Annotated in this window: 20 protein-coding genes and 1 tRNA gene; 8 read left to right on the top strand and 13 right to left on the bottom strand. The window is 43.2% G+C overall.

Annotation, left to right across the window (positions count from 1 at the left end; all coding sequences use genetic code 11):
* Positions 1-30: 30 nt before the first annotated feature.
* Complete coding sequence (nadA, locus tag FPZ42_RS17860; RefSeq protein ID WP_146273218.1) at positions 31-1023, bottom strand: quinolinate synthase NadA; 993 nt, start codon at positions 1021-1023, stop codon at positions 31-33.
* Between the two features lie 407 nt (positions 1024-1430).
* Here nadA and nadB point away from each other — a divergent pair, with 407 nt between their 5' ends.
* Positions 1431-3023, top strand: coding sequence for an L-aspartate oxidase (nadB, locus tag FPZ42_RS17855; protein WP_146273217.1), 1593 nt, complete (start codon positions 1431-1433; stop codon positions 3021-3023).
* Positions 3024-3034: 11 nt separating this feature from the next.
* Entirely contained in the window at positions 3035-3262 is a 228-nt protein-coding gene (locus FPZ42_RS17850) for a hypothetical protein (RefSeq protein ID WP_146273216.1), read from the top strand.
* 3 nt (positions 3263-3265) lie between these two features.
* On the opposite strand, the gene FPZ42_RS17845 is transcribed toward FPZ42_RS17850, so the two are convergent.
* A tRNA-Gly gene (locus FPZ42_RS17845) sits at positions 3266-3338 on the bottom strand.
* Positions 3339-3402: 64 nt separating this feature from the next.
* Here FPZ42_RS17845 and FPZ42_RS17840 point away from each other — a divergent pair.
* On the top strand, positions 3403-3915 hold the full coding sequence (locus FPZ42_RS17840; protein ID WP_146273215.1) for a gamma carbonic anhydrase family protein: 513 nt from the start codon (positions 3403-3405) through the stop codon (positions 3913-3915).
* Here the strand turns inward: FPZ42_RS17840 and FPZ42_RS17835 are convergent.
* The 6 genes from FPZ42_RS17835 to FPZ42_RS17810 form a co-directional block, all read right to left on the bottom strand.
* Positions 3905-5545, bottom strand: a complete 1641-nt coding sequence (locus tag FPZ42_RS17835; RefSeq protein ID WP_146273214.1) for an Ig-like domain-containing protein — start codon at positions 5543-5545, stop codon at positions 3905-3907. The two genes, FPZ42_RS17840 and FPZ42_RS17835, sit on opposite strands and share 11 nt — an antisense overlap.
* Before the next feature lie 115 nt (positions 5546-5660).
* A complete protein-coding gene (mnmG, locus tag FPZ42_RS17830) occupies positions 5661-7523 on the bottom strand; it encodes a tRNA uridine-5-carboxymethylaminomethyl(34) synthesis enzyme MnmG (protein WP_146273213.1) in 1863 nt (620 codons plus the stop codon).
* Positions 7524-7561: 38 nt separating this feature from the next.
* Positions 7562-7807, bottom strand: coding sequence for a CBU_0592 family membrane protein (locus FPZ42_RS19535; RefSeq protein WP_449288810.1), 246 nt, complete (start codon positions 7805-7807; stop codon positions 7562-7564).
* A complete protein-coding gene (locus FPZ42_RS17820; protein WP_146273212.1) occupies positions 7804-9675 on the bottom strand; it encodes an ABC-F family ATP-binding cassette domain-containing protein in 1872 nt (623 codons plus the stop codon). Before FPZ42_RS17820 ends, FPZ42_RS19535 begins: the two co-directional genes overlap by 4 nt.
* Positions 9672-10328 carry an NAD(P)H-binding protein gene (locus FPZ42_RS17815; protein WP_146273211.1) on the bottom strand — a complete coding sequence of 219 codons (657 nt, stop codon included), beginning with the start codon at positions 10326-10328 and terminating at the stop codon, positions 9672-9674. The genes FPZ42_RS17820 and FPZ42_RS17815 overlap by 4 nt, the downstream gene beginning before the upstream one ends.
* A 264-nt stretch (positions 10329-10592) precedes the next feature.
* The gene (locus FPZ42_RS17810) at positions 10593-12161 is read right to left on the bottom strand and encodes a glycoside hydrolase family 10 protein (protein WP_146273210.1); all 1569 of its coding nucleotides are present in this window, start codon (positions 12159-12161) and stop codon (positions 10593-10595) included.
* A gap of 258 nt (positions 12162-12419) precedes the next feature.
* Here FPZ42_RS17810 and FPZ42_RS17805 point away from each other — a divergent pair, with 258 nt between their 5' ends.
* Positions 12420-13346 carry a hypothetical protein gene (locus tag FPZ42_RS17805; RefSeq protein WP_146273209.1) on the top strand — a complete coding sequence of 309 codons (927 nt, stop codon included), beginning with the start codon at positions 12420-12422 and terminating at the stop codon, positions 13344-13346.
* A 52-nt stretch (positions 13347-13398) separates the two neighbouring features.
* Here FPZ42_RS17805 and FPZ42_RS17800 read toward each other — a convergent pair whose 3' ends face one another.
* From FPZ42_RS17800 to FPZ42_RS17785, 4 genes are all read right to left on the bottom strand, one after another.
* A complete protein-coding gene (locus FPZ42_RS17800; protein ID WP_146273208.1) occupies positions 13399-14808 on the bottom strand; it encodes a hypothetical protein in 1410 nt (469 codons plus the stop codon).
* Complete coding sequence (locus tag FPZ42_RS17795) at positions 14805-15602, bottom strand: hypothetical protein (RefSeq protein WP_146273207.1); 798 nt, start codon at positions 15600-15602, stop codon at positions 14805-14807. The genes FPZ42_RS17800 and FPZ42_RS17795 overlap by 4 nt, the downstream gene beginning before the upstream one ends.
* A gap of 21 nt (positions 15603-15623) precedes the next feature.
* Positions 15624-16121: a heavy-metal-associated domain-containing protein gene (locus FPZ42_RS17790; RefSeq protein WP_186458817.1), complete on the bottom strand. Its 498-nt coding sequence runs from the start codon at positions 16119-16121 to the stop codon at positions 15624-15626.
* 71 nt (positions 16122-16192) lie between these two features.
* Positions 16193-16582 carry an HYC_CC_PP family protein gene (locus tag FPZ42_RS17785; protein ID WP_146273205.1) on the bottom strand — a complete coding sequence of 130 codons (390 nt, stop codon included), beginning with the start codon at positions 16580-16582 and terminating at the stop codon, positions 16193-16195.
* Between the two features lie 119 nt (positions 16583-16701).
* Between FPZ42_RS17785 and FPZ42_RS17780 the strand changes: the two genes are divergently transcribed.
* The 3 genes from FPZ42_RS17780 to FPZ42_RS17770 all read left to right on the top strand — a co-directional run bounded on the left by FPZ42_RS17780 (position 16702) and on the right by FPZ42_RS17770 (position 21110).
* On the top strand, positions 16702-17619 hold the full coding sequence (locus FPZ42_RS17780) for a DUF6607 family protein (protein ID WP_186458816.1): 918 nt from the start codon (positions 16702-16704) through the stop codon (positions 17617-17619).
* A gap of 89 nt (positions 17620-17708) precedes the next feature.
* Entirely contained in the window at positions 17709-18176 is a 468-nt protein-coding gene (locus FPZ42_RS17775) for a DUF2059 domain-containing protein (RefSeq protein WP_146273204.1), read from the top strand.
* A 66-nt stretch (positions 18177-18242) separates the two neighbouring features.
* The gene (locus FPZ42_RS17770; RefSeq protein ID WP_146273203.1) at positions 18243-21110 is read left to right on the top strand and encodes a M16 family metallopeptidase; all 2868 of its coding nucleotides are present in this window, start codon (positions 18243-18245) and stop codon (positions 21108-21110) included.
* Positions 21111-21153: 43 nt separating this feature from the next.
* On the opposite strand, the gene FPZ42_RS17765 is transcribed toward FPZ42_RS17770, so the two are convergent.
* Complete coding sequence (locus FPZ42_RS17765; RefSeq protein ID WP_146273202.1) at positions 21154-21828, bottom strand: hypothetical protein; 675 nt, start codon at positions 21826-21828, stop codon at positions 21154-21156.
* Between the two features lie 69 nt (positions 21829-21897).
* On the opposite strand from FPZ42_RS17765, the gene FPZ42_RS17760 reads away from it, so the two are divergent.
* Positions 21898-24495: a ligase-associated DNA damage response DEXH box helicase gene (locus FPZ42_RS17760; RefSeq protein WP_146273201.1), complete on the top strand. Its 2598-nt coding sequence runs from the start codon at positions 21898-21900 to the stop codon at positions 24493-24495.
* Positions 24496-24507: the final 12 nt, after the last annotated feature.

Raw genomic sequence — 24507 nt, 5'->3', positions numbered from 1 at the left:
CCTCTCCGCAGGCTAAATGTCTTAAAAGGCCTATAAACCTAATTTGGCTGATATTTCTAACATGCGCTCAATAGGCTTAACTGCATCTTTAATGATGTGCGCAGGAACTTCAACTTCAGGCATTTCATTTTTTAAGCACAGGTAAAGTTTCTCAAGCGTATTGCGTTTCATGTGTGGGCAATCGTTACAAGCGCAATGGTTATTTGGTGGTGCCGGAATAAATGTTTTGTCCGGATTTTCCTTTTGCATCTGGTGCATAATGCCCGACTCGGTAGCTACAATAAATTCCTTTTCAGGGCTATTGGTAGCATACTTAAGTATACCGGTAGTAGAGCCTATGTAATCTGCCATTTGCAGTATCACTTCTTCACACTCCGGGTGGGCAAGTAACTTAGCGTTAGGATGGCGTTCCTTCAGTTTGGTTATCTTCTCCCGGCTAAAGATCTCATGCACCATACAAGCACCATTCCATAGTACAAGATCGCGGCCGGTTTTCTCAGCCACCCATGCACCCAGGTTCCTGTCTGGCCCAAAGATGATCTTTTGGTCTTTTGGCAGGCTTTCTACAATCTGTACCGCGTTGCTTGATGTACAAACAATATCGCTTAAAGCTTTCAATTCTGCAGTACAATTCACGTAGGTAATTACCAAATGATCAGGGTATTGCTCTTTAAACTTTCTGAACAAATGCGGGGGGCAACTGTCGGCCAGTGAACAGCCGGCCTTCAGATCCGGTAACAGAACTTTCTTGTTTGGTGATAATATTTTAGCTGTTTCGGCCATGAAATGTACACCGGCAAAAACAATAATGTCGGCATCTGTTTTAGCAGCCTGCTGCGAAAGGCCCAAACTATCGCCAATATAATCGGCAATATCCTGTATATCTCCTTCCTGGTAATAATGGGCCAGTATAACTGCATTTTTTTCTTTTTTGAGCCTATCTATTTCGGCGAAAAGATCAAGCGACGGGTCGATGTATTCGTCGGCAAAACCTTTCACTTTTATTTCTTCGAAGATATCCATTCCACAAATCAATTAATAATAGCTTCTTTTTATATTAAAATAAAACTATTGTTTGTTAAGGTGTTAGTTATGTTAAAAAGTTGAGATACTAATTAGCTAAAAAGTTGTTTTTCCATTGTTATTAACAATTTTAAACGCTTTTATATTTTTCATTTACTTGATTTTTAAAGCTATATCACAAACAACTTTTACTTTAAATACTTATTTGTTAATAATTACCGGTGTGTAAAAATGTTGATTTCGATGTGAAACTGTCTTATAAATCGCTCATAAAATCCGGCGAAATCTTCAAAAATCAGGGTTATCAACAGTCAAGACTTTTTCTGATTTTTTTCCTACACAAATTTAACACCTTTTACCCCGCTTATTAACATAAAACCTAATTTTACACAATACATATACCAAACATGACCAGAAATGTTGATTTCCTTGTTATAGGATCGGGGATAGCCGGATTAAGTTTTGCACTTAAAGCTGCAAAGCACGGTAAGGTTCTGATAGTTACAAAAGCCAACGAGGACGAAAGCAACACTAAGTACGCCCAGGGTGGCGTGGCAGTAGTTGTGGATAAAAAAGAAGATTCGTTTGAAAAGCACATAAATGACACCTTAATTGCCGGCGATGGCCTCTGTGACCCTGAAGTTGTAAGGGCGGTTGTTACCGAGGGTCCGGAAAGAATTAACGAGATTATCGATTACGGAACCAACTTCGATAAGACAAATGACGGCATTTACGACCTTGCAAAAGAGGGCGGACACTCAGAGTTTAGAGTACTCCATTATAAAGATATTACCGGTTTTGAAATAGAGCGGGCTTTATTAGAACAAATACATGCAGAACCTAATATTGAGATCTTAACGCATTATTTTGCTGTTGATTTGATAACGCAGCACCACTTAGGCGAGTTTGTAGATAAATCTACAGATGACATCAAATGCTACGGTATTTATGCCTTTAATACAGAAACAAACCATGTTGAAAAGATACTTTCTAAGATAACGGTGATGGCATCAGGTGGTGCCGGTCACATTTACTCGGTAACTACTAACCCTATAATCGCTACCGGCGACGGTGTGGCCATGGTGTACCGTGCAAAGGGTAAAGTACGTAACATGGAGTTTATCCAGTTTCATCCTACAGCTTTGTATAACCCGGGTGAATATCCGTCATTCCTCATTTCAGAAGCTGTACGGGGTTTTGGCGGTATTTTAAAACGTACTAATGGCGAAGAGTTTATGCAGGAATATGATCCGCGTAAGTCATTGGCGCCAAGGGATATTGTTGCACGTGCGATAGATGCCGAGATCAAAAAATCAGGTGAGGATTATGTTTACCTGGATGTTCGTCATAAAAAGAAGGAAGATATCCTGCAGCATTTCCCGAATATCTATGCCAAGTGTTTAGATATGGGCATTGATATGACACGCGATATGATACCTGTTGCGCCTGCATGCCATTACATGTGTGGTGGTGTTATGGTAGATCATAGCGGCAGATCATCTATCAACAGGTTGTACGCCTGCGGCGAGTGTTCTTCTACCGGGTTACATGGTGCCAACCGATTAGCTTCTAATTCGTTGTTAGAGGCGTTGGTTTTTGCGCACCGGATATATAAGGATGCTATTGTTGATTTCTCCAATATTGTAGTCCCGGATAATATACCCGATTGGGATGAAAAGGGTGTGCAGTTATTGAATGAAGATATCCTGGTTACCCACAATATCCGCGAAATGCAAAAGCTCATGAACGACTATGTGGGTATCGTTCGTTCCGATTTTAGGTTAGAACGTGCTATGCGCCGCCTGCGTTTATTGTATGAAGAAACCGAAGAGTTTTACAAGCGTACCAAGCTGTCGGTAAAGCTTTGTGAGCTGCGTAATCTAATACAGGTATCTTACATTGTAGTAAAATCAGCCATGATGCGTAAAGAAAGCAGGGGACTACATTATACTACAGATTACCCTGCGCATCAAGAGGTTTTAGAGGATACGGTTTTTTAAATACAAGACTTATGGAAATAAACCCAAACAGAATTGAGATCGCAAGTGACGTACATAGCCGGGATGGTATCGGAATCGAGGTTTACGAGGACAATAAATTGATATTAGAAATTTTTAGAGACGATACCGATAAGAGCAGGGTGATAACTTTATGGAATAAAGAAATTAGCCTTGCTGATATGGAGTATTATATAAACGTATTTAAAGAAGAAATTCCCTGGGGCTTTATAGAATACTAATAGAGCGAAAAACGGGATTCGAACCCGCGGCCTTCAGTTTGGGAAACTGATGCTCTACCAGCTGAGCTATTTTCGCTTACAATGTCAAACTTAATAAAATATTCACTCATTCAATAATTCACTCAATCACTCATTAAAATATGCCTGTAATCCTTCCTGTTAAAGATAAATCTCCTGTTATCGGTAATGATGTTTTTATTGCGCCTAATGCAACCATTGTTGGTGATGTAGTGATGGGTGATAACTGTTCGGTGTGGTTTAATGCCGTTATCCGCGGAGATGTGCATTACATTAAAATAGGTAACAATACCAACATACAGGATAACGCCTGCATACATGCAACTTATTTAAAATCACCTACTAACATTGGTAGTAACGTTTCTATAGGCCATAATGCCATTGTACATGGCTGCACACTTAAAGACAATGTTTTAATAGGTATGGGAGCCATTGTAATGGACGATGCTGTAGTTGAGGAATATGTGATCATCGGTGCCGGTTCTGTGGTCTTAGAACGCACCATATGCGAATCGGGCTATTTGTATGCAGGTTCGCCCGCTAAAAAAATAAAGCCCCTTACTAATGAGCAAAGGGCTTTATTGGATAAACTGCCTAACAATTATATTATGTATTCCGGTTGGTTTAAGGATTAATTTGTTCCTTAGGTATCGCTAAGGGTTCTTCTGACTCCCAGTTTGGCCTCAGCAGCAGCTCTTTGTCGTAAACCCAAATGTTCTCCGGTTGTTGTTTTTGCCTCACGTTACCACTGTCCCAACGGCCGTTCTTGTTATTATCATACACCACCCGTATGCGATATTTGCCCGTTAAATAGTTTTTGTAAACGATGGAAGTGTTGCCCGTTATCGGGTCACTTCTTAAAAGGTTTTTCTGGTCGTCAAGCAATTCTACTACGTAACTTTTGCCTTGTTCAGGAACGGTTACTTTTAAGGTTAGCTGACTATAATTTTCTTGTTTATCACCCTCAAAATTAACTGCCGTACGTTTATTTTTATCACCATAGATGTCGGTAAAGGCTGCTTCGTTTAAAAGCAACTGATACTTTCTGCCCGGCCTGAAACGGTACTTGAGATAAACCGTTCTTGTAGAGGCCGTATCTTTTGTGATAGTGAAGTTTTGAATGGTTGTAGAATCCTCTTTAAGGATCATCAGACCTTGTTCGTAAGATGCTATAGGCAGGGTAGCTGTAATGGAAAGATCTGATCCCGGTTTTAAACGGTTATCACGGTTTATACCATATTTAAAGCCCAGGTTACGTACAAAGGATTCTTTTAATTGCTTGCGCTGGTAAACAGTATCCAAAGGCTTATTACCGTCGTAAACAGCTACGCGAAGGGAATCCCAGTTCATATTACGCATGTAAACGGTTGCCGTATCCTTGTTTTTTGACAGCTCAACTATTTTCTCATCATTTAGCGCTGCCGGATAAATTACCTTGACGGATGGATTAGCCAACCGCTTGTTAAATAGTAAGGATAGCACGCCGTCGTTACCGAATTTCTTTTCAACCCTAAACTTGTCGGGTACTTGGTTAAATAAAGCCAGCCTGATGTTGCTGGTATCTTTACTAAGCACTATGGGTTTTTTAGAGAACGCGATAAGTTCTTTATCGTTGTCGAATATTTTATTGGGGCTCGATTCTTTTAAGGCATAGATCCTGTAAGATCCTTCGTGCAGGTTATTCAATGAAAAATTACCAGATGAGTCTGTGGTAGTGAATATAGATGGCTTGCGTTTACCGAAGTAAACAGAATCCTGGCTTAAAGGAAAGATCATCACGGTTGCGTCCTTTTCCCGCTCTTGCGTTGTGCTGTTAACCACGGTGCCAGACATGCTTAACGAATCGATGTGTTGCCCGGTCGAAAACACATACGTAAAATTTTTAAGCACGTTACTTTCGTTCACGTCCTGGATGGCTTTACCGAAGTTGATAACGTAAGTGGTATTCTTCATCAGCGTATCCTTAAATTTAATCTGCAGTGTTTTCCTGTTGGCATTGTACTCCGGTGGTTTTTCCGGCGTAGGGCTCATGGTTATTTCCTGGTAAGTGTTGGTGAGTTTAAAAAATTCGTCAAACTCCAGGGTCACTTCTTTTGCATTAAAATTTCTGGTCATGTTTGGCGGAGTAGCCTTAACCAGTTTGGGTGGGGTGAGATCCCGAGGGCCTCCCTGCGGCCTTTGGATAGCAGCGCAGCCAAAAACAAACAGGATCACAAAAATTAAGGAAACATTTTTGGCAAAAAAGGCAGGTTTTTGATTTAACATAGATTTTAAGCCCTATAAACGATTTTTATGTTTTTATGATCGCCAATATCAAAAATTTGAAATAATGGCTTAAAATTAATATTTTATAAATAACTGTAAATCAGTAACTTATTAATTATCTTGATACATGCACCATCAAAACCGATACATCTGATGGTGACACACCGGAAATTCTCGACGCCTGGCCTAAAGTCCGCGGTTTTATCCTTGATAATTTTTCGCGTGCTTCTTTTGATAATGAACCTAACTGACTATAATCAAAATTTGGATTGATCTCCCGATCTTCCATCTTTTTCATCTTGTCAACTATTTCCATTTCTTTGATAAAGTAACTCTCGTATTTGATTTTTATTTCAGCCTGCTCAATTGTTTCTTTATCATATTTCGATAGTAGCTCTTGTAATGAGTCGTCTACAGCATTCAGTTCATCAAAGCCTACCTGTGGCCTGCTTAATAAATTGAAAAGCTTGGTGTTTTGATTGATTGCTGAAGTACCATTCTCTTCCAAAATAGCATTAACCTTTGCCGGCTCAATACTTTTAGCTTTTGCAAACCCAACTATCGCGTCAGAGTTTTTGATCTTGGCGTTCACTTTATCTAATCTTTCATCGCTTATCAAACCTAACTCATGACCAATAGGGCTTAACCTTATATCGGCATTATCCTGGCGAAGAAGTAACCTATGCTCAGCACGTGAGGTAAACATGCGATAAGGTTCTTCTGTTCCTTTTGTAACCAGGTCATCTATCAATACACCGATGTAAGACTCTGACCTTTTAAGGATCAGCTCGTGCTTATCATTTATTTTCTGATGCGCATTGATGCCTGCTATAAAACCTTGCGATGCCGCTTCTTCATATCCGGTGGTGCCATTTATCTGGCCTGCAAAATAGAGATTGCTGATCTGTTTTGTCTCAAGCGTTAAGCCTAACTGTGTAGGAGGGAAGAAGTCATATTCGATGGCATATCCCGGTCTAAACATTTTGGCGTTTTCAAATCCGGGTATTTGCGTTAGTGCGCGGTATTGCACATCTTCTGGAAGCGAAGTTGAGAAACCATTTACATAGATTTCAACCGTATTTAATCCTTCAGGTTCTACAAATATCTGGTGCCTGTCGCGTTCCGCAAACCTGTTTATTTTATCTTCGATTGAAGGGCAGTACCGAGGGCCTAAACCTTTAATACGCCCCGTAAACATGGGCGACTTTTCAAAGCCCTCTTTCAGCGTCTCGTGTACGTTACTGTTGGTGTAAGTGATCCAGCAGCAGCGTTGTTCTTCAATACCTTTTACATCAGTATATGAGAATTTACCACGCACTTCATCTCCCCATTGTTCTTCCATAAGGGAGTAATTAAGGCTTCGGCCATCAACGCGGGGAGGGGTACCGGTCTTCATTCTACCGGCCTCAAACCCTAAGGTAACCAACTGTTCTGTTAAACCTGTTGAAGATTTTTCTCCGGTTCGGCCACCGCCGAATTTCTTTTCGCCTATATGAATAATACCATTTAAAAAAGTACCATTTGTAAGTACTACTGCATCGGCTTCTATCTCTACACCAATAGACGTTTTCACACCGGTAATGGCGTTGTTTTTAATTAGAAGGGAGGTAACGGTATCCTGCCACATATCTACATTTGGAGTACGTTCTAACGCCAAGCGCCATTCTTCAGCAAAGCGCATACGGTCGCTTTGTGCACGCGGGCTCCACATAGCGGGCCCTTTAGATTGGTTGAGCATCCTGAATTGGATAGAGGTTTTATCGGTGATAATACCCGAATATCCACCCAATGCATCAACCTCTCGCACTATCTGCCCCTTAGCTACACCGCCCATAGCAGGGTTACAGCTCATCTGCGCAATTGTTCCCATATTCATGGTTATCAATAGTACTGATGAACCTAAATTAGCCGCAGCAGCGGCGGCTTCACAGCCCGCATGCCCGGCACCTACAACGATTACATTATACTTTTTAAACATATATAATCTGATGTTCCACGTGGAACATTTTACAAATTCTACTTAGATGTTCCACGTGGAACATTGAAAAATGAATATAACCCAAACGCAGCCCAAATGCTTTCTAATATCACAAATGGGTAAAATTGTATCAAGTACGACGAATAGCCGCACAAAGCTGCTCCTATAAAATTCAAAGCAGAGTAAACCTTGCTTTGAGTGCTAATCACCTTGAAAAGATTAAGAACAAATGCAACCAATAATATAGTAACGCCTATGGAAGCAATTATATCCGACTTTTTCATGCTTCTTTAAGCTCAGATAGTTCTAACCAACGCATCGTTTTTTCTTCAAGTTGATCGTTAAGTTTGCTCAATAGAGCGGTGGTATCACTTAAAGTTTGCTGGTCTATATCTGTTTTGTTTAACGAATCATTGCCTACTTGTATTTTATCTTCAATGGAAGCAATTTCTTTTTCTAAACTTTCCAGTTCTTTCTCTTCTTTAAATGAAAGCTTGCTCTTCTTTGGTTGCGATGTTTCGACCGGGGCAGTAACAGGCGCAGGTTTCTTTGCTTGCTGTTTGCTTTCTTCTAATTCAGTACGATACGAAGAATAGTTGCCGTTAAATATTCTTACATGGCCACCGGGTTCCATAATAAACAACTGCTCTGCCATTTTATCAAGCAGGTAACGGTCGTGAGATACCAGCATCAAAATACCCGGATAAGTGATCAGGAACTCTTCTAACACATTTAAAGTATCTATGTCAAGATCGTTTGTGGGCTCATCCAGTATCAGGAAGTTTGGGTTCTTCATTAATATCTTCATTAAATGAAGACGTTTCTTTTCGCCACCGCTTAGCTTAGCTACCATGCCATATTGCTTAGCAGGAGGGAAGAGGAACAATGTAAGCAACGCAGAAGCCGAAATGGTTTTGCCATCCGCCATGGTAATAAACTCGGCAACGTTCTTAACAATATCTATAACCCGGTCGTCGTCTTTAAAAGTTAATCCCGCCTGATTAAAATAGCCTAATACGGTAGTTTCCCCGGTGTCTATTTTTCCTCCATCCGGCAGTAAGTTGCCCGTGATCAAATTAAGCAGTGTTGATTTGCCGCTGCCGTTTTTACCAGCAAGGCCTATCCTGTCACCCTTTTTAAAAGTGTAAGTAAAGTCGTTTACGAACGTATTGCCGCTAAACCCTTTGGTGACGTTGTGCAGCTCCATTATTTTATTTCCCTGGCGCGCTGTCTTTACACTTAGTTCAACATTTTGCTTAGGGCTACCGTTTTTAGTTTTCGCTTCCAGGTCATAAAAGGCATCAATCCTCGACTTTGATTTAGTACCCCTTGCTTTTGGCTGGCGGCGCATCCATTCTAACTCTTTACGCAACAAGTTGCTGTTCTTTTGAAAAGAGGCTTCATCCGAAGCTTCTCGCTCAGCTTTCTTTTCAAGGTAGTAGGCGTAGTTACCTGCGTAAGGGATTATCTTGCCTTTATCTATCTCTAATATCTCGTTACAAACGTTATCCAGAAAATATCTGTCGTGAGTAACCATCAAAATGGTTTTATTACCTTCTGTAAGTAATTTCTCCAGCCACTCAATGGTATCAATATCAAGGTGGTTGGTTGGCTCATCTAAAACATATAGTTCCGGATCTTCAATTAAAAGTTTAGCAAGAGCTAAACGTTTTTTTTGCCCGCCAGATAGTGTGTTGATCTGTTGGTTAAGATGATGGATATCCAGCCTGCCGAGAATGGTCTTGATCTTGTATTCATACTCCCACGCATCTATTTCGCTTAACTCCTCCATCACCTTGTTAAGGGCGTCCATATTATCAGGGTCATTCTCTAATAACTCTTCATATTTACGAATAGCTTGCTGTTGTTTATTATCAGCGTGGAAAATGTAGTCGCTTATAGTAAGTGCGCCTTTAAAGTCGGGGTCTTGCTCCAGGTAACCAACATTAAGTTCCTTAGCCTGTGCTACTTTGCCCTCTGTAGGCTTAAGCGTTCCTGAAAGTATTTTCAATAGCGTGCTTTTGCCCGCGCCATTAACGCCGACTAAAGCAACACGCCTGCCGCGGTTTATGCCAATGGTTACATTTTTAAATAACCAGTTGTCATGAAAAGAATGGCCTAAGTTTTCGGCCGATATAAAAGATGCACTCACTTTATCAGTTTGATTTTATCTGTGGTATGTATAAATGTGCCTTCGGCATTATCCAATGATTTTTTAAACATGGCCCATGCCAGTTGCGGGGCTTTTATGCTTTGATATTTCTTTAAGCCGCCAACCAGCAACGGATCAATAACTTTAAACAGGCCATTAATGATAGTCTCTGCAATGCGACGATCTTTCCGCTCACCCACCAGCATTGACGGCCGGTAGATATGAAGAACAGGTAAGCCTACCTTCTCAACATCGCGCTCAACTTCTCCCTTCAACTTAAGATAACTGTTAGACGAATTTTCGTTTGCGCCAACTGCACTTATCAAATGGAAATGTTTAACGCCGTTTTGCCTGGCTAATTGTGCAAGCTTTACCGGATAATCATGATCTATCTTTCGGTATTCATTTTTATCCGGAGTTTGTGCTTTAGTAGTGCCCAGGCAACTAAATACAACATGGCCGGTAATAGCTGCAGCGTGTTTATCCAGTTCATCAAAATTAATTACCAACTGCACCAATTTTGGATGGCTTACTGGTAACTCTTTCCTAACTAAGACCAATACCTCGCTGTACTGTGCTTTTTGTAACAGTATTTCTAACAGTTTACTACCTATTAAGCCGCTTGCACCGGCAATTATTGCTTTATATGCCATAATACCTGTATTAACCCGCAAAATTACACATAATATAATTTAACATTTTAAATGCGTGTTTAAACATTTATTATAAGATACCCTTATGACAATTGCATCAAGGTTACCTGCAAAAACATTTCGAGGAAAGTATTATTGACGAGCGGTATTGAATGATCAAGTGTAAATTCACTAAAGTATTAATCCATCCTCTGTAAATTTTTTCAGGACGGGTCAAGCGTTCACGGCGTTCACAAGTGTTCATGCCGTGAACGTGAACACTTGCTAAGGTGCCACTATCGTCATGGTTGGCGACCTTTCGCTTTCATTTTTAAGCCTGTCTATGGCCGTTACAACGTAGAAGTAGGTCTGTCCGCGCTGTATATTGGTATCAAAGTAATACGGTGTAGCGTCGTACTGTATGTGTATGATATTCTTTGGGTCGGCCAGGTCAAACTTCTCATTCGCCTGGAAACGATATACTACAAAGCCATACGCAGGCTCACCATCCTCTGCCGGCGGCGGTGCGGTCCATTTCAGCATAATGCCTTTATTTTCTGCCCGGGCGGTAAAGTTTTGTACCGGGTAAGGCGGTACCGAATCTAACCAAAGCATGGGCGGTGGCATGGCAGGGTAACGGTAAAAATCACGTTTAAGCGTATCCGCTATATGATTAGCATTTGCGATAAGCGATTGCGACCTGAAGTAGATACTCCCCTGCACCCGCGGGTTAGCGCGGATAAGTCTTAACTGGTTAGGTATCTCAGAGGGGTTCTTAAACGCCGGGCTCCGCGCCTCGTAGAAGCGGTAAGGGGCCTGCCCCACATACAGGTGACGGTTATAGGTATTGTTGCTCCACCAGTCTAACAGTACATCAAAGGCTGCGGCACGGTTTCCTATCTGCCAGTATATCTGCGGACTAATATAGTCTATCCAGCCCTCTTGCATCCATTTTCGGGTATCGGCAAAGTTCTCGATGTATGATGATCCTCCATTAGTTGCAGAGCCATCCGGATGCTGGCTTTTATTGGCCCATATCCCAAACGGACTGATACCGAATTTCATATGAGGCTTGTATTTATGTATGCTATCGGCCAGCATGTGTATCAGTTGGTCAACGTTGTTGCGGCGCCAGTCTTTAATGTTATCAAAATCGCCACCATACTTCGCAAAAGCATCGGCATCATTGATCACTTGACCGCGTACCGGATACGGATAGAAATAGTCATCCATGTGGATGCCATCTACATCATAGTTCTTTACTACATCAAGTATTACCTGCACAATGTATTCACGCACCTCAGGCAATCCCGGGTTAAATAATTTTATACCATCGTAAATAAAGAACCAATCCGGCTTGGTGCGCGTAATATGGTCCTGTGCCAATGTTGAGAATTTGCCATCGAACGTAGCCCTGTATGGATTAAACCAGGCATGCAGTTCCATTCCGCGTTTGTGTGCTTCGGTAACGGCAAACTCAAGCGGGTCATAACCCGGATTTTGGCCTTGCCTGGTGGTCAGGTATTTTGACCACGGCTCGCGGCTTTTGGCATATAAGGCATCGGCCGCCGGCCTTACCTGGAACATAATGGCATTTATGCCGATCTTTTGGTGCACATTCATCTCCTCCGCAAGCTCTCTTTTTTGCGCTTCTGCGGTGGCGCGGGCATTGGTTGGCCAATCCAGGTTCACAACGGTGGCTATCCAAACAGCCCGCATCTCGTATTTTGGTTGCTTAACCGTATCAAGTAAAATATCAGTTGTGGTATCGCCTTTTAACGGGCCTTGCGCATTGGCTGTTAGGTGTAAAATTATTGCGGAAAGACAGCAGAAGAAATATTTATTTAAACGCATTAAGCCGTTATTTTAATTGGAGCCCAAAGATATAAACTCAGCGGTAAGCTGTTTTAGTATTAGTTATAATAAATGCGGTCATTTTGTGTTTTAATCATATTGTACTTACTTTAGCCGTTATACATCTGTTATAAGCAAACAAGAGCAGCAAATTTTAAGTTGTTTGATTTTGCTATATTTATTAGAATATCATTTGAAGAAAAATAGCTTTAACGGTAAAAAAAGCCTTTAATGCGATATAACCTTTAACTAATTACTATGGAATATCAATCTACCGATAACCAACCTGAACAAGCGCCAAAAAAGAACTCGAACGTAATTTATTTTCTTATAGCTGTTGTAGTTGCATTGTTGGGAACTGATGTTTACCTGTACATGCAGAAGAATAAGTCTGATATCAAGATCGTATATCAGAATGATGAGAAAACTCGCCTGCAAACGGAACTTGATAGCCTTGAAGCACAGATAGAGCAAGTAAACGCAAGCCGTGCTAAAATGACGACCACAATGCAGGCTAAAAATGATTCCCTGCGTTTAAAGATCCGCGTGTTGCGCAGCGAGCTTGCTAAAGGAAAGCTGACCACAGCCGAACTGAACAAAGCCCAGGAAGACATTAAGCAGCTTAGATACTTTGTTACTAAGTATACTGCTGATATAGAAGAGCTTAAAAAACAAAATACTACGCTTGCCACAGAGCGGGATACGCTTAAGAATAACCTGGCTACCGTAAGTAAGAAGGCTACTGACCTGGAGCAAAAAAACCAGGAGCTGGATACTAAAGTTAAGGTGGCATCAGCCATTAAAGTGTCTAACGCCGAGGTGGTGGCCTACAAGGTTAAAAACAGCGGCAAGGAAAGCGATGTTACAAAAGCCAAGCAGGCAACTAAAATTAAGATCAACTTTAATGTTGCAACCAACGAGGTTGCTGAGAAAGGCCTGCATGATATTTTTGTAAGGATAATTGACCCAACCGGTAACCTGATAACCCAAACAGATTCTGGGACATTTGCTGCAGATGGGCAAGACTTGCAATACACCTACAAAACCGCTATAGATTTCCGCGATGATGGTAGCTTATACACAATTGATTGGGTTAACCCGCTGCCGTTTCAGAAAGGTACGTACACCGTGTTATTATATGCAGATGGTTATACCATGGGCAAAACCAGCATAACGCTTAAATAATAATAAAGTCTATATAAATAAAAGAGGCTGCCCGTAAAGGCAGCCTCTTTTATTACATGTCCATATTCATTTCTTGATGAGAGCGCTTGGTTTCTCCCATTTTCATTAACGCAGGGTTTATGCGCAGGTACACCTGAAAAGCAACCGGGCTGCTGCCGTATAATGGCTTTAAAGCGGCAGGCGAAAAGTTAAGGGTGCTCTGCAAACCCATGGTAAGGTTAGTTTGCTTTACCGTTGCCAATATACGGTTAACGCCAAGGGTTACGGCATTAATGTTAAAGTTAGGATCATTAGCAAACATATCTTCCAGGTCAAGTTCACCGGCATCTTTTTGCACATATTCGTAACGGCCATATATGGCGGTCTTGTGCAATTGCAGGCTATTCTCTAACAACACAGCCGGCTGTGTACGGCCATGATGCCGGTTTTGCCCATAAACCAAAGTTGTTGCCACGTAGCTGTCATCGCCCAGCATTTTGGTGTGGATGGCCGATGCGGTAAAGCGGTTAACATTGTCATTCGGCTCGGCAACCTCAGGGCTTTTAAGCCATCCGTTTGAAACCTGCAACGCCCATTCTTTTGATGGATTGACAGACAGTCTAACGGAGTAAGAATCGAACCGTGGCTTATCAAAATCATAGCGGTATTCATCAGGCTCGCGCCCAGTAAATACAGAACCTTCCAATTTTACATTTTTGTATCTGAAGCCTAATGTGGCCGTCCCAAAAGTAATGTGTGTTGCATCAGCATAATGATGGCTCAATGGCGCATCGGGGTTATTCATTGCCGATAGCCTGTGCATAAACACCGGTGGGCCAAGGGCCGGTTCTCCAGGCATACCTACTGATAGGTAAACATCTGTATTTTTAGCCACGCGCTGGGTATATGCCACGCTTAGCTCAGCAAAAAGGTCGTGCGGATGCTGTTTATCAACCAGTTTGGCACCTTTGTAAGATTCGCCTGTTTGGTAAAGCAAGGGATAGCCTCCGGGCCCAACGGTAAAGGGATCGAACGAGAACATGGTGTTTACAGAAAACAAGCCGTTGTTACCAACTTTACGCTGGGCCATGTACATAAACCAATTGGGCGCATCAAACTGGCTGCCGCCCCGGCGGCCTTTGTTAAACACATCCTGGTCGTTATATCTCGCAAAAAAACTTCCGTGAAACATGTGCATCCAGTTTTTACTGTGCACCATATACATATACATCGGCGTTTCATCAGGCACCCATGATGTTCCGGAACCATCCCTGTTCATGGGCAGGTCGCGCGAGAACTGGCTGGTCATCATCATCATGTGTTTGGTGGTATCGTGTTGCATGTCGGCCATCATTTTAGCATGGTCATGCGGCATGGTTTGCTTATGTGCAGCACTATCTGTTTTCATGTGCTGCATGTGGTTAGTTTGCGCAAGCGCAGTGCTACCCACCATCAATAATATTATTATAGGTAAGTGTTTCATAGTTCAAAAAAGTTATACTCAAACCGTAGCAGGTACATATTGGCACTGTTACGGAGCATGTTGTTATACAATGGCGTGCGGTACGATAGATCTAACCTGCACACGCTGTTGAAGATGAATTGTATCGCTGGGGCTACATCAAGGTAGCTTTGCCCGTAACCCGGGTTGCTTTTACCCAGCAGCTCGGCATACAGGTTAACGTTAATCTGGTTGTAGTTCTCATACTTTTTGGGCAGGAGCAGGTAGCCCGCAGATAGTGTGTAGCCGATTGCCTCACGCGCACCGGTGATATTACCATAAGGATTTGCGCTATTTAAACCGTGTATGTAGCTGCCCGATGCTGATAGCGCAAATTTGTGCAGCAACTGCGTAAACACCAGGCCGCCCTGTACGCCGGAGTTATCTCCCTCAAGCGCCAGCTCCTGCATTTGGTATGGGTTACGGCTAGTTGAAACTTTACCAAACACCGACCCGCGAAAATGCCTGTGAACATCATCCACAGATAAAAACCGGTACTTGCCGTAAAAGCTGGCACCCTCAAAACGTTGCTGAGGCTGGTAAAAATCAGACACGTATGCTGCACCATGCAGCATCAGTTTGCCGCTGGCGCCAAACATAGCCTCAAGTGTTGTGCGGTTCTTAAAATTGGGGTTAAAGAATCCCTGGTTCTCAATACGTATGCCTAATGAGCGTGCTGCCATATTGCTGGCCGGCTCCGTATTTACATACAGTTCCTGGCCAAATGCAGCGCACACCCATGCCATAAGGCATAGCGCCACTAATAAAGATCTCATAATTTGAAAAATATATGAGCCTTATATAGCTACGTGATAAACAGGGTTACTTGCCGACGGTTGCTCCGGGTTTTTACCAAGATGTTTTTTGGTGATAGAATTTGGTGCAAAACCCTTGTCAACTACAGTTAACGATACCGGTCCGCTCAGTGGCTTATCAGCATTTAGTAATTTAAAGGTGTTGCCTGCATAAGTGAAGGTATTATCGGCAACTTTTATATCATCAAAGTTTAGTGTGGTTTTAAAATAGCTCACGCTAAAGCCCGAATCTTTTACCTTTTTGCTGATCTGCGAAAGATCTAAAGGCACACCATCTTTAAAGGTAATGGTATAAACATTACGGATAAGGTCAGGCTTTATTTCGCTCACGAAAGGTAGCGCCTTAAGCGACTTTTCCGTGGTTTTTGCGCAAAGGGAGCAGGTAAGGCCGCTTACTTGTAATTCTGCTTTGGTTGATTGTGCTTTGGCTATAGAAACAGTTGCCAGTAATGCTATAATGAATATTTTAAGGGATTTCATTTTAAAAAATTGTAATGTTAATGGATAATATTTGACAGGTAATAAGGTTGATTTAATCAAATAATCATCCATCAGATCCTTAAAGTACAATTTTTAATCAGCACGTCTGCCGTTGGCCTGGGTTTATCAGGGGGGCCACGGTCAAATAGTTTTTCTATGATAGCCTGCTGTATAGGCAAAAAGAAATCAGTAAAAGATAGGTTGGGTGCATCTGCAGCCTGTAATTTTTGCACAGAGGCAGCCTGTTGCTGCTCGTGGCTATCCTTAACCTTTACATCTATCTTAGCATCTTTGCAGCATTTCATTTTGCTCTTAGCCATTGGCTTAAGGCAACTTTTTGCCGGGACATTTATCTTAAAATCGGCAACTCGGTCCCCGCAAAAATGAAGATTAATATTAAAGCCGGATGCCGTAACGGTGTACAGCAGCACTAACAATAATATTCCAGTTCTCTTCATCATTTTACAAAGTACTCAATTAAGTTCTTGATTTCAAACTATTAAGTTGAAAATTATTATTTCCCCCTTGCATAAATAATCTGAATATATTTACTTTGTTTAGATTTAATCTAAATAAAAATATGAAACGAATTATATCTACCCTTATCCTTTGCGTTATCATCACAAGCGCATCGGCACAATCAAAATTAGACCAGGACAGGGCTGCCATTAAAGCGCTTGCCGGTTATTACAAGGTTACATTTAACTATGCGGAGACCTTCGCAGCGGATACCGCTTACAAATTTCACCCCCGTTACCATTCATGGGGTTACGAGTGGGCAACCATTGTGGAAGACTCGCCGAAGAAAATTGCTATACAGCATTTACTTGTTGTTGAGGATAGCACCGTAATAAAGCACTGGCGCGAGGATTGGGTTTACGAACAGCCAACTATGCTGCAATACGACAAAGACAACACCTGGAAAAAGGTAACCCTTAAACCGGCAGAAGTAAAAGGCCGTTGGGTGCAAAAGGTTTACCAGGTAGATGATAGCCCGCGTTATGAAAGCATTGGCACCTGGGTACATGTTGATGGCCGCCACGAGTGGCAAAGCAAAACTGATTCGCCGCTGCCGCGCCGCGAGTTTACCAAACGCAATGATTACAATGTACTTGCACGTGGCAACCGCATATACTTAACACCGCAAGGCTGGATGTATGAGCAGGATAATAATAAAGTGGTGCGTTCTGCAAGTGGCGACAAGGTAATCGCCCAAGAAAAAGGATATGAGGAGTTCACTAAAGTTGATGAAGCCAAATTTGCCTATGCAAAAAAATGGTGGGCCGGTCAGCAAGGTTACTGGGCCGATGCACGCAAGGCCTGGGATGATATATTCGCTAAAAGCCCGTCTATAAAGCTGGCTGGTAAAAAGGATGGCAAGTTGCTTTATGAGCAATTATTTGATCTGGCCGATAAGTCTGAGAAGGAAAAATGGAGTTCAGATAAAAACAAGGCGGAGACGATAAAGGTGATCAATACCTACGTAAACGCATCATAGTCAATAAATCGTTATTATTTTAGTTAGGGCCTTGCTATCTGCAAGGCCTTTTTTATTTAATTTAACACGATTTTTTAAATCCCTTAATTATGAAGTTGAAACTATTGATCATAGCCCTGCTTTTTTGCGCGGGTGCCAGGGCGCAAACCACACCTGATATTACACCTGCCCATCTGAAAGCGGCAGAAGACCTGCTTAAGGTAACCCAGGCAGATATGCTGTTTAAACAAAACATGGGCACCATGTTAAAGCAGGCAAGCACCAACATCCCCGAAGATAAACGCGCCAAATTTATTGAGGTTATGAATACTTTTGTTGCCAAATATGTGAGTTGGGAAACGTTGCGAGACCAAATGGCTGCCGCTTATGCAAAAGAATTTACGGCTGCTGAACTCAAAGGACTTATTGCCTTCTACAGCACTGACCTCGGCAAGAAACTTTTGGCAAAACAACCTGCATTGGTAAGCAAAGGGGCAGAGATAGGCCAGCAAATGGTGCAAAGCCATCAGGTTGAATTGCAGCAGATGATGGAAGCTGCATTTAAGGATAGTAAATAATACAATTTGTAACTAAGAAATTCGTTTAGCATTTTAGCTGAATTATACTCCCTTTTTAATTGAACTATGAATTTTAACCGAACCTTATCGGTTGCCGCGTTGGCACTGATAATTGCTGCAGGTACAGCAAACGCGCAGGTAAAAAAACGAGCGCCTCAACCATCACCACGTAACAAACCAGGAATATCCAGATCGCAGTTGGTTGCTGACGGAGCACTTCCTACCGATAAAAATGTTGTTATCGGTAAATTACCCAATGGTTTAACCTATTACATCCGCCACAACGAGCAGCCGCAGAACCGTGCCGAGCTTTATTTGGTAAACAAAGTGGGCTCTATACTGGAAGATGATAACCAGCAAGGTCTTGCACACTTTACCGAGCACATGGCCTTCAACGGCACACGTGATTTCCCTAAAAATGCGCTGGTTAATTACCTGCAAAAATCGGGTATCAGGTTTGGTGCCGACCTTAACGCTTATACATCTTTTGATGAAACCGTATATCAATTGCCCCTGCCAACAGATAGCGCTGCAGTGTTTGAGAACGGCTTTAAAATATTAGCCAACTGGGCCGGCTACGTAAGCTTTGACCCTGCCGAAATTGACAAGGAGCGCGGCGTTGTACTTGAAGAGGAACGCCTGCGTGGAAAAAACGCACAAGAGCGTTTAAGCCAGCAAACGTTACCGGCGCTTTTAAATAACTCACGTTATGCTAACAGGATCCCCATCGGTAAAGAGGATATTTTAAAATCATTTACACCGGAAACCATTAAAAGCTTTTATCACGACTGGTACCGCCCTGATCTGCAGGCGGTAATAGCCGTTGGTGATTTTGATGTAAAACGAGTTGAAGCACTGATCAAGGCAAATTTCTCGGGCTTGCAAAACCCGCCTAACGAAAAGCCAAGGCCTGATTACGCAGTACCGCCGATGCCGGGCACCGTTGTTAAGATAGCAACGGATAAAGAGTTCCCGTACACCATGGCGCAGATCATCATGAAACATCCGCAACGGGTTGCTAAAACAGAAGCCGGTTTAATGCAAGATATGCGCGTTAACCTGTTCAATTACATGCTGAGCCAGCGCATGAATGAACTGCAGCAACGTCCTGATCCGCCTTTTTTATATGCCCGTGCAAGCTACGGACCGCTTATCGGAAAGATGGATGCATTCTCTGCAGTTGTTGTAGGTAAGCCTGATAATTTTGAAAACTCGGTAAAGGCCATGATGGCCGAAGTTGAACGCGCCCGCAAGTTTGGCTTTACCCTTACTGAGTTTGAGCGTGCAAGGCAGGCGGCTTTGATTGGTATGCAAAACGCATTTTACGAGCGCAACAAAACCAACTCGGCCAATTACGTAAGAGAGTACCAGCAAAACTTCTTAAAAGGCGAGGCCATTCCCGGTATCGAGTTTGAGTACAATTACTACATCTCAAACATGAACAAGATAAGCCTTGAGGAGATGAACGCCATGGCCGGCAAATACATCAGCGACCAGAACCGCACCATTGTTGTACAAGGCCCGGAGAAAGACAAAGACAAATTGCCGGATGAGAAAACCATCCTTAACTGGATAGGCACCGCAGGCAACGGCATTACCGCTTATGTAGATAATGTTACCAGCAAGCCGCTGATGGAAAAAGCCCCGCAACCAGGTAAAATTGTGGCTGAAACACAGGATTCTACCATGGGCACAACCACCTTGACCTTATCAAACGGTGTTAAGGTGATCATGAAACCTACCGATTTTAAAAACGACCAGATATTGCTAAACGGCTTTGCGGCAGGTGGTACCTCGCTGGCCAGCGATAATGATTATACATCGGCCAGTCTTGCGGCATCCATCATCGGCAGCAGCGGTATCTCAGAGTTTAACCAGGGCCAACTGGATAAAATGCTGGCAGATAAAAATGTAAGTATCTCGCCATACATCACCGAGACCACGCAAGGTATCCGCGGGGTATTCTCACCACGCGACCTGGAGACGGCTATGCAGCTTACTAATCTGTATATCACCCAACCACGTAAAGACCAGGATATCTGGCAAGGAAATATAAATCAAACAAAAGCCTTGCTTGCCAACCGCAACCTCGATCCAGGAAGTGTTTATCAGGATACGGTATCATCGGTTTTAAGCGGTAATAACTTTCGTGGCATGCCAACCACCGTTGCCCGTTTAAGCAGCGCTTCGCTTGACAAAGCTTACAATTTCTACAAAGACCGCTTTGCCGATGCAAGCAACTTCACCTTTGTACTGGTAGGCTCTTTTGACCCAATACTAATAAGGCCAATGTTAGAAGCTTACCTGGGTTCGTTGCCGTCAACAAATAAAAAAGAAACTTTCAGGAACCTTAAAATGTACCCGCTGCCGGGTGCTTATACCAAAACTGTAAATAAAGGTATTGACGATAAGGCTAATGTTCAGCTGATATTTAGCGGCCCGTACATGTATAATGACATGAACAACATCCAGATGGATGCACTTGAAGAAGTGTTAAATATTAAACTAACCGAGCGCCTGCGTGAGCAGGAGAGCGGAAGTTACGCGCCGGGCATTAAAGCAACCTATGTAAAAAATCCGGAAAGCCGTTACACCGTAACCATTGCATTTACTTGTGCTACTGCAAACGTTGATAAGCTGATAGCAGCTGCCCTGGAAGAAATAAACAAAATTAAGCAAACCGGCGCTACCCAGGCAGATATCGACAAGTTTAAAGCTGAAGATGCACGCTCAACTCAAGTACAGCTGAAGCAAAACGTAGCCTGGCTGGGCTTGCTGGCATCATCGGCACAAAACAATGAGAACCCCGACCAGATACTATCACACGTAAAAAACCTGGATACGGTAACACCTCAAACCACAAAAGATGCCGCAGTTAAATATCTTAACATGACTAACCTGGCAAGGGTAATATTACTGCCGGAGAAGAAATAATATTTTAAAACAAAGAAGCCCCGCAAAAGCGGGGCTTCTTTGTTTATTGGGCCTGTGTTACTCCCTGGAAAAATGCCATGTAGGCAGTTATAGGGCTTTTGCCTGTCTCATGCACAGCGATACCGGTAACGGTGCCGCTGCGATCGGCATCAAAGGCTATTCCGGCTTTTTCATCATCAAATATATTTCGGTCGCTGCCATTTAACTTGTACGTACCTATCTTTTTTAGCTTGTAAAGCTCTTCAGCGGTTTTAAGGAGTACGCCGGTGTAGATCTTGTTATTTACCTTAAAAGATGGAGAACTAACGCGGATCACCTTTACCCGCGGATCGGGATCATTACCCATATCGGTTACAAAATACATATGTGTGGCGTAACCTTTTTTATTATGATCTGCGTACCAGATTGAAACGCTCTTGCCCATAGCGGCATCACCATCATCCGGCTTACCCAGGCGTTTATGTACATTTTCGGCAGTTTCATTAATAGCTGTTTGCCCAAGGCTGGTGCCTGGTACAATAAGTTGCGCCAGCGGAACGGCTTTTTCACCGGGCATGTCAACTGCAGAGGTATCGCTTTTTTTAGCTTTGGCAGTATCGGCTTCTTCTTGAGCAATAGCAGTTGATGTGCTGTCGCTGTCTGATGGCTGGCTTTTTTGCTTGCAGGCAAACAAACCGATGGCACACATTGAAACAATTAAATAATGGCGCATCTTCATAATATTGGTTTTATTATTTTGGTAATTGGTATTTATAACTAATAACCAAGTATTTTGTTGTAGCAACTAATGACAACTAAAGGGCACTATGTAATTGAGCAGTGGTACAAGCAAAAAAACTGGCATCAATTTCCTTTTCAAAAGGAGATGGAAGAGGTTTACCTTGCGGGTTACTCGGGTTTACTTAACGCACCAACAGGTAGTGGTAAAACCTTCGCGCTTTTTTTGCCATTCCTGGCGGAGTTTATCAATAACCATCCAAAAGACTATCAAACCCGTAAGGATAACGGTTTGCTAATGCTTTGGATTACGCCGCTGCGTGCCTTAACAAACGACATCCGTAAGGCCATGCAGGAGGCTTGCGATGAAATAGGCCTGCCCTGGCGTATCATGACCAGGACCGGTGATACTTCTGCTGCTGATAAAGCTGCCCTTAAGCGTAAACTACCCGAAGTACTGCTTACTACGCCCGAGAGCTTACACCTGATGCTTGCCCAAAAAGAATACGCCAAAGTATTTAAAGGCCTGCAGGTAATGGTATGCGATGAGTGGCATGAATTGCTGGGTACCAAACGTGGCGTACAGGTAGAGCTGGGCTTAAGTAAACTGAAAGCTTTGGGAGCGAGATTTCAAGAGCCGGATGCGAGCTCATCGGAAACCCATTCCCGCTCCCCGAACTTCGAATCCCGCACCACAAAACTCAAGATCTGGGGTATCTCTGCCACCATAGGCAACCTGGAGCAGGCTGCTGAGGTGCTGCTGGGCAACGATTTTGACCCTGACCAGATAAGAATGGTGAGGGCAAATGTGGATAAGAAGATCGTGATAGAATCTGTTATTCCAGAGAATATCGAGAACTACTCATGGGCCGGGCATATTGGGGTGAAGCTTCTGCCACAGGTGATGGAAATAGTTGCCAAAAGCAAAACCACGCTCATCTTCACCAATACACGTTCGCAAAGCGAGATCTGGTATCACGCCATTATAGATAACTACCCGGAGTATGCCGGCATTATGGCCATGCACCACGGTTCATTGGATAACGAGTTGCGCAACTGGGTCGAGCAGGCCCTGCATGCCGAAGCGCTAAAACTGGTGGTTTGCACCTCAAGTCTGGACTTGGGGGTCGATTTTAGGCCGGTTGACACCGTAGTACAGGTAGGCAGCCCCAAAGGAGTTGCCCGATTTATGCAGCGCGCGGGGCGAAGCGGTCACCATCCGGGCGCTATTTCTAAGGCTTATTATGTACCTACGCATTCACTTGAATTGCTCGAAGGCGCAGCGCTCAAAAGCGCCATCAAAAAAGGCGTGTTTGAAAGCCGCGATCCTATGTTGCTTACCTATGATGTGCTGATACAGTACATGGTTACCCTGGCAGTGTCTGATGGGTTTTATGCTAACGAACTTTTTAATGAAGTGAAAAGCACTTTCGCCTTTGCAGATATGCGCCGCGAGGAATTCAATCAGCTGCTTGATTTTATTGTGAATGGGGGTAAAACGCTGGCATCTTATGATGAGTTTTTAAAGGTTGAGGTAGAGAATGGCCTGTATAAGGTAAACAGCAGGCGGGTGGCGATGAGGCACCGCCTTAGCATTGGTACCATAACCAGCGAGTTAAGCATCCGCGTTAAATGGTTAAGCGGCGGTAGTTTAGGTACGCTTGAAGAAGGCTTTATCTCTAAACTAAAACCAGGGAATACCTTTTGGTTTGCAGGCCGCAGCCTTGAATTTGTAAAGGTGAAAGACATGACAGCCTATGTTAAAAAATCAAAAGCTACAAAAGGGTTGATCCCGAGCTGGGCAGGCGGGCGGATGCCGTTGTCGTCGCAGTTATCGGCGGTATTCAGGGATAAGCTCGACGAGGTAGCGCACGGGCAGGAAAGTGATGTGGAAGTTAAAGCATTAAAACCTCTATTTGATCTGCAGGCGCAGTTATCGCATTTGCCGCAAAGCCATGAGTTTTTGATCGAGTCATTTAAGTCCCGCGAAGGGCATCATCTGGTTTTTTACCCGTTTGAAGGCAGATTAGTTCACGAGGGTATGGCATCGTTGCTTGCATACCGCATCTCCAAGATCAGGCCGGCAAGTTTTTCCATCGCCATGAATGATTATGGCTTCGAGTTACTGGCCGATGATGATATTCCTATCGAAGAGGCTTTGGAAGATGCTGCATTCTTTTCTATCGAAAACCTGATAGAGGATATTCAGCATAGTTTGAACGCCAATGAAATGGCAAGGAGGAAATTCAGGGATATAGCCCACATCGGGGGATTGGTGTTTACCGGCTACCCGGGTCAGCAGGTAAAGAATAAACATTTGCAGGCCTCAACTTCGCTTTTATTCGAAGTATTTAATGAATACGAGCCGGACAATTTGCTGGTGAGGCAGGCTTACAACGAAGCTTTAGCTTTCCAGTTAGAAGAATTTAGGCTGCGTGCCGCACTACAACGCATCGGCACCCAAAGTATCATTTTAAAAACGATTGAACGCCCAACACCTTTTGCTTTCCCGATAATGGTTGATAGCCTCGGCCGTGAAAAGCTGACCACAGAAACACTTGAAGAGCGTATTGCCAAAATGGCCCGCCAGTACCAGGTTGATGATGTGGCAGAGCCGGTTAAACCTCGGTCGCGCAGGGCTGGCGTAACGCGCAAGAAAGGTTTTTAAACCAAAAAACCG

The organism is Mucilaginibacter achroorhodeus, from assembly GCF_007846095.1.
GTDB lineage: Bacteria > Bacteroidota > Bacteroidia > Sphingobacteriales > Sphingobacteriaceae > Mucilaginibacter > Mucilaginibacter achroorhodeus.
Note: the sequence above shows the minus strand (reverse complement) of the source record. Positions and strands in the feature narration are given on the sequence as shown.

Bases quoted from the DNA above. Each gene is read 5' to 3' on its own strand.
- nadB (WP_146273217.1), top strand. From the start codon at position 1,431: ATGACCAGAAATGTTGATTTCCTTGTTATAGGATCGGGGATAGCCGGA.
- FPZ42_RS17775 (WP_146273204.1), top strand. From the start codon at position 17,709: ATGAAGTTGAAACTATTGATCATAGCCCTGCTTTTTTGCGCGGGTGCC.
- FPZ42_RS17800 (WP_146273208.1), bottom strand. From the start codon at position 14,808: ATGAAACACTTACCTATAATAATATTATTGATGGTGGGTAGCACTGCG.
- FPZ42_RS17785 (WP_146273205.1), bottom strand. From the start codon at position 16,582: ATGATGAAGAGAACTGGAATATTATTGTTAGTGCTGCTGTACACCGTT.
- FPZ42_RS17835 (WP_146273214.1), bottom strand. From the start codon at position 5,545: ATGTTAAATCAAAAACCTGCCTTTTTTGCCAAAAATGTTTCCTTAATT.
- FPZ42_RS17770 (WP_146273203.1), top strand. From the start codon at position 18,243: ATGAATTTTAACCGAACCTTATCGGTTGCCGCGTTGGCACTGATAATT.
- FPZ42_RS17795 (WP_146273207.1), bottom strand. From the start codon at position 15,602: ATGAGATCTTTATTAGTGGCGCTATGCCTTATGGCATGGGTGTGCGCT.
- nadA (WP_146273218.1), bottom strand. From the start codon at position 1,023: ATGGATATCTTCGAAGAAATAAAAGTGAAAGGTTTTGCCGACGAATAC.
- FPZ42_RS17850 (WP_146273216.1), top strand. From the start codon at position 3,035: ATGGAAATAAACCCAAACAGAATTGAGATCGCAAGTGACGTACATAGC.
- FPZ42_RS17805 (WP_146273209.1), top strand. From the start codon at position 12,420: ATGGAATATCAATCTACCGATAACCAACCTGAACAAGCGCCAAAAAAG.
- mnmG (WP_146273213.1), bottom strand. From the start codon at position 7,523: ATGTTTAAAAAGTATAATGTAATCGTTGTAGGTGCCGGGCATGCGGGC.
- FPZ42_RS17810 (WP_146273210.1), bottom strand. From the start codon at position 12,161: ATGCGTTTAAATAAATATTTCTTCTGCTGTCTTTCCGCAATAATTTTA.
- FPZ42_RS17840 (WP_146273215.1), top strand. From the start codon at position 3,403: ATGCCTGTAATCCTTCCTGTTAAAGATAAATCTCCTGTTATCGGTAAT.
- FPZ42_RS17760 (WP_146273201.1), top strand. From the start codon at position 21,898: ATGACAACTAAAGGGCACTATGTAATTGAGCAGTGGTACAAGCAAAAA.
- FPZ42_RS17790 (WP_186458817.1), bottom strand. From the start codon at position 16,121: ATGAAATCCCTTAAAATATTCATTATAGCATTACTGGCAACTGTTTCT.
- FPZ42_RS19535 (WP_449288810.1), bottom strand. From the start codon at position 7,807: ATGAAAAAGTCGGATATAATTGCTTCCATAGGCGTTACTATATTATTG.
- FPZ42_RS17815 (WP_146273211.1), bottom strand. From the start codon at position 10,328: ATGGCATATAAAGCAATAATTGCCGGTGCAAGCGGCTTAATAGGTAGT.
- FPZ42_RS17765 (WP_146273202.1), bottom strand. From the start codon at position 21,828: ATGAAGATGCGCCATTATTTAATTGTTTCAATGTGTGCCATCGGTTTG.
- FPZ42_RS17780 (WP_186458816.1), top strand. From the start codon at position 16,702: ATGAAACGAATTATATCTACCCTTATCCTTTGCGTTATCATCACAAGC.